Source organism: Amycolatopsis sp. NPDC051371 (assembly GCF_040682155.1).
Lineage (GTDB): Bacteria > Actinomycetota > Actinomycetes > Mycobacteriales > Pseudonocardiaceae > Amycolatopsis.
In genome coordinates this window covers 1-5,179 of sequence record NZ_JBFBAG010000110.1, presented here as the reverse complement: position 1 = coordinate 5,179, position 5,179 = coordinate 1, and the positions used below count along the sequence as shown (strand labels likewise).

The window sequence follows — 5,179 nt, the reverse complement described above, 5'->3', positions numbered from 1 at the left end:
CCAGTCACTCCAGTCTCCGGTGGTGTCCATGTGGTTCCATCGGTGCAAGACACGCCCGCTCTTGGTGACGGCGAACAACTCGCGGTGACTCACGACCTCTTGCCGCGCCGAGGAGGCGGTCGGCGGCCGTGACCGCGCCGCCGCCTTCGTGGGTGTGGTCCCGCATGGCTCGCATGCGCGCGCCGATGCCTTCGTCCGCCGCCACCGCCAGGACCGCGTCGCGGATCGACTCCGGCGTCACCTCCGTGCGGGGGATCCGGACGCCGAGGCCCAGCTCCACCACCCGCTCGGTGTTGACCTCCTGCTCGCCGTGCATCGGCACCAGGACTAGCGGGATCCCGCAGTAGAACGCCTCCATCACGCTCCCCATGCCCGCCGACGTCACGAACGCCGACGCGTGCCGCAGCACCGCCGGGTGCGGAACCCATTGGCGCGCCTCGACATTCGCGGGCAAAACGCCCAGCGACGCCGGGTCCACGCCGCCGCCCAACGTCATCACCAGGTTCCACGGCAGGTCCGCGAAAGCGCTTGCGCACTGGCGGAAGAAGTCCGGCTGGTCATTGAAGGCCGACGTCCCCAGGGAGACCAGCAGTACCGGGTTCCCGTTGGACGGCGGCTCCCAGCCCGTCAGCGGCCGCTGCGGGCCGAAGCACGGGCCGGTGAACGTGTGCCGCTCGTCGAACGTCTCGCCCGCGTACTGGAAGTCGCGGGGGAGCAGGACCAGCTTGTGGTCGCGGCTGTCGTCGAGGAACTGTTCTGCGGTCCGGCCCTGGGCCTCGGCGGCCAGCAGGGCGTTCAGATCGGCCACGAAATCGTACGGCTCGTCGTCCACTGTGGACGGGGGTGAGGGGTAGCGGGCGACGTGCGCGGGCAGCGAATAGTGCTCGTTCGAAGCGAAGCACGCCGAAAGCTGGACCGTCGGGCACGGGACGTCGTGGGCGAGCACCCGGCCCGCGATCCACATGGTCGAGTCGAAGGCCAGCACGTCAGGCGGGTCCTCGGCCAGCAGTTTCCGCACCGGCTCCAGCGGAGCGAGGCAACTGGACGCGCCGGTCAAAGCGGCCGCCAGGCGGTGCGAACCCGGGTCGTCGGCCGGTTCGCGGTAGCCGAGAGGACGAGCGCCGGTCGCGGCGATCCGGTCGGCGAAAGCGCTGCCCGTCGCGACGGTGACCCGGTGGCCGCGCCGGACCAGCTCGCCGAGGACGTCCAAAACGGGGGTCACGTGCCCGTAGCCGGGCAGGGTGCAGAGCACGACGTGTCGGGTCACCTTGCCATGCTCGCACCGCGCATTCTGGGATTTCGCCAGACGTCCCGCCGTTAGCCTCGGGCGCGAACCCTGGTGGAGGTGGGCGGATGGAGTTCGGCTGGACCGCGGACCAGCGGCAGCGCTACGACCGGACGGTGGCCGACACGCGGGCGGCGTTCCCGGCCGCATCCGAGTACGTGTTCAGCCGCGAAAAGTGGGCCTTGCTGGGCAAGTTCGGCGTCCTCGGCGCCAGTGTGCCCACCCAGCACGGCGGCGGGGGCCTCACCGCCCTCGAGACGGCGCGGGTCTTCGAGGCCGCCGGGCGCGGCTGCCCGGACACCGGGCTCGTCTTCGGCGCGGCCGCGCACCTGTTCGCCTGCACCATGCCCATCGTGGACTTCGCCGCGGAGGCGCTGCGCGAGCGGCTCCTGCCCGGCCTCGCCGCCGGCGACCTGATCGCGGGCAACGCGATGACCGAGCCCGAAGCGGGTTCCGACGTCGGCGCGCTGCGGACCACGGCCACCCCGGTCGACGGCGGGTACGTCCTCGACGGCGTCAAGAGCTTCGTCAGCAACGGCCTCGTGGCCGACGTCCTGGTCACCTACGCGGTCACCGACCCGGCGGCCGGCCACTGGGGCATCACGGCTTTCGCGCTCGACGCCCACTCGCCGGGGATCGCCTTCGGGGAGCCGTTCGCCAAGCTCGGCATGGAAGGCTGCGTGGCCGCCGAGGTCACCTTCACCGGCTGTTTCGTGCCCGCGGACGCCGTGCTCGGCGAACCGGGCCAGGGCTCGGCGATCTTCCAGCACTCGATGGGCTGGGAGCGGGCCTGCCTGTTCGCGCTGTACCTGGGCGTGCAGGACCGGCTGATCGAGCGCTGCCTGGAGCACGTGCGCGGCCGCCGCCAGTTCGGGAAGCGGCTCGCGGAGTTCCAGTCGGTGTCCAACCGGATCGTGGAGATGAAGCTGCGGGCCGAAAGCGCCCGCCTGCTGCTGTACCGGGCCTGTTGGGCGCTGGACCAGGGCGAGGACGCGACGCTGTTCGCGGCGCTGTCGAAGCTCGCGGTGTCCGAGGGGACGGTGGCGAGCGCGACGGACGCCGTGCAGCTGTTCGGCAGCCGCGGCTACCTGCGCGAGCAGGGGATCGAAGCCGCGCTGCGGGACGCGATCGGCGGGACGATCTTTTCCGGCGCCTCCGACGTGCAGCGGCAGCTGGTCGCGATGGAACTGGGGATGTGAGCACGGTGGAATTGCTGCACCAGCTGGTTCTCGCCGCTCGGGAGCGCACGCCGGACGCCCCGGCCGTGCACGCCGGCGAACGGACCGTGACGTACCGAGAGCTTGACGAGCTGGCCGACCGCCAGGCCGCCGGGCTGTGGGCGGCCGGGGTCCGCCGCGGCGACCGGGTGCTGATCTGGGCGGAGAAGAGCGTCGAGGTGGTGGCGCTGATGCAGGCGTCGCTGCGGCTGGGCGCGGTCTACGTGCCGGTCGCGCCGTCGAACCCGGTCTCCCGGGTGCGGCTCATCGCCGAAGGCTGCACGCCCGCGCTGGTGGTCACCGACGAGACGGCCGGCTGGGGTGCGAACCCGCCGCCGCTGAGCTCGTTCGACGCACTGTCCACAAGCGACGGTGCCCCTCCGCCGCTCGAGCACGTCGGACCGGACGAGCCCGCTTACATTCTCTACACGTCCGGCTCGACGGGCGCGCCGAAGGGCGTCCTGATCAGCCACCGCAACGCGCTCGCGTTCGTCGGGTGGGCCGCGGCGGAGACCGGGCTGCACGCGGGGGACCGGCTGGCCAACCACGCGCCGTTCAACTTCGACCTGTCGGTGTTCGACCTCTACGGCGCGTTCTTCGCCGGGGCGTCGGTGGATCTGGCGGGCTCGGACCTGTCGTACTCGCCCGCGGAGCTGACGGACTTCCTGCACAGCCGCGGGATCAGCGTCTGGTACTCGGTGCCGTCGGCGCTGTTGCTGATGATGCGCCACGGCGGCCTGCTCGACCGGCCGGCGCCGGGGTCGCTGCGAGTCTGCGTGTTCGCCGGGGAGCCGTTCCCGATCGCCGGGGTGCAGACGCTGCGCCGCGCGTGGCCGGACGTGCGGCTGTTCAACTGGTACGGACCCACCGAGACGAACGTCGTGACCAGTTACGAAGTCACCGACGCGGACCTCTCGCGAACTGGTGGCCTACCGATCGGACGGCCGTGTTCGGGTGCCACGCTGACGCTGTCGGACGGCGAGATCGTCGTCGAGGGCCCGACGGTCATGCTGGGCTACTGGGGAGCGCCGCCGCAGCTGGGCTGCTACCACACGGGCGACGTCGGCCGGTACGACGCGGCGGGCGAGCTGGAGTACGCCGGCCGGCGCGACGCGATGGTCAAGATCCGCGGCCACCGCATCGAGCTGGGCGAGATCGAGACGGCGCTGGCCCGCCACCCGGCGGTGGCCGAGGTGGCGGTGATCGTCGCGGGAAGCGGCATCGACGCCCGCCTGCGCGCGGTGATCGTTCCCCGCCCGGGCGAGCGCGTGACGCTGCTGGGCATGAAGGCCCACTGCGCGGCGCACCTGCCGCGGTACATGATCGTGGACGAGGTGAGCCTGGTCGACGAGCTGCCCCGCACGGCGAACGGCAAGACCGACCGCGCCGCCTTGACCGCCGCCCGCTGACCTCGTGAGTGAGAAACAGGGTTAGAACACTGTTTCTCACTCACGACCGTCCGGGTCTACAGCGGTGGCAGGTCGGCTCTCGGCTGCCCGTGGGGTCCCAGCCCTCGCGCAGCAGGATCATCCGGACCTCGGCAGCTACGGCGCACGGCGAAGCGTGGACGTCCCGCCAGCCGTAGACCAGTCGTGCCCGCCCGGCGAGTTCAGCGGCGTTGTCGCGGCGACGATCCCGGAAGGCAACTTTGCCGATCGCGTGAGTCGCGCGGCCATCCAGCCGGATCGTGACAGGGGCTCCATGGTTGTCGTAGGTCACATCCTCCCAAAGGGTCTTCCCGTCCACCACGAGCGGCGTCTGCCGATCGCCGCGGGGCAGACCGTGCTGCTCTTCGACCCTTTCGAGGTACTCGACCTCGAGCGCGGACATCAACCCGGTGCCGATGAGCTCGAGTCCCCGGCGAACGGCGGCCCGGTGGCGGTACGGGGGTCGTAGCAGAAAGCAGTCCTGCACGGCTTGAAGCGGAATCGAGCTCCGGCTCACCAGATCGACGACGAGCATCGTCGCATCGCGGGCGGTTTGCTGTGACACGGCCAGGTCGAGGATGGTGTCCGGACCGCGCGTGCGGGGAGGCGTGGTCTCCAAGGTCGTATGCCGCAGGGCTCGCGAACGGTGGACTACGACAAGCGGCGGCTGCGAGACAGCCGAGCTGCTGTAGGGCACGGTGATCTCGACGGGCCGGTCCGCAATCGGCAGCAGCTGCCATTCCTCGGCGGCCGTGTGGTGACTGAGCACCGCGTGCGACCCGCCGTAGAGCAGTGCTGCCGACAGAAGCGCGGATCGGGAGGGCTCTCCGGTGAAGGCCGCGTAGACGCGAGGCAGTACGCGCTGCCAGCGTCCGGCATCCACATTGGCCGAGACGTCGTCAGAGCTGTGGCCATGCGCGCGCAGCTGTCGGAGACTGACCACGCCGTGCTGTTCGGACAGCAGCGTGAGCCAATCGAGCTTCGAAGCGTCGGGTATTCGGTCCATGGACCAGCGGCAATTCCGGGGCACACTCCGACGATCCCCGCTCGGGGCGTCGCTGGGACGCCACTCGCGAAATCTGTGGATAACCAAGACCGATGTGGATAACTCGCCCAGGGGTCGTGAGTGAGAAACAGGGTTAGAACACTGTTTCTCACTCACGTCGGGCCAGCTTGTTGTAGGCAGTCAGCCTCTCCATGTCGGAAATGGCGGGGTAGACACTGACCCAGTAGCCCTTTGCCACGGAAAC

The 5,179-nt window shown here is 70.5% G+C and carries 4 protein-coding genes and 1 pseudogene; 2 read left to right on the top strand and 3 right to left on the bottom strand.

The annotated features are described in order from the left end of the window. Positions 1-4: 4 nt before the first annotated feature. Positions 5-1,267: a macrolide family glycosyltransferase gene (locus tag AB0M59_RS53445; protein WP_364632108.1), complete on the bottom strand. Its 1,263-nt coding sequence runs from the start codon at positions 1,265-1,267 to the stop codon at positions 5-7. Positions 1,268-1,353: 86 nt separating this feature from the next. On the opposite strand from AB0M59_RS53445, the gene AB0M59_RS53440 reads away from it, so the two are divergent. Further along, positions 1,354-2,484 (top strand): acyl-CoA dehydrogenase family protein, encoded by a 1,131-nt coding sequence (locus AB0M59_RS53440; RefSeq protein WP_364632105.1) that lies wholly within the window; start codon positions 1,354-1,356, stop codon positions 2,482-2,484. Further along, on the top strand, positions 2,481-3,911 hold the full coding sequence (locus tag AB0M59_RS53435; RefSeq protein ID WP_364632102.1) for an amino acid adenylation domain-containing protein: 1,431 nt from the start codon (positions 2,481-2,483) through the stop codon (positions 3,909-3,911). The genes AB0M59_RS53440 and AB0M59_RS53435 overlap by 4 nt, the downstream gene beginning before the upstream one ends. A 40-nt stretch (positions 3,912-3,951) precedes the next feature. Here the strand turns inward: AB0M59_RS53435 and AB0M59_RS53430 are convergent, their stop codons facing one another. Next, complete coding sequence (locus AB0M59_RS53430) at positions 3,952-4,935, bottom strand: hypothetical protein (RefSeq protein ID WP_364632100.1); 984 nt, start codon at positions 4,933-4,935, stop codon at positions 3,952-3,954. A 154-nt stretch (positions 4,936-5,089) separates the two neighbouring features. Then, positions 5,090-5,173 (bottom strand): annotated as a pseudogene (locus AB0M59_RS53425) (DUF1330 domain-containing protein); the annotation flags it as partial. Positions 5,174-5,179: the final 6 nt, after the last annotated feature.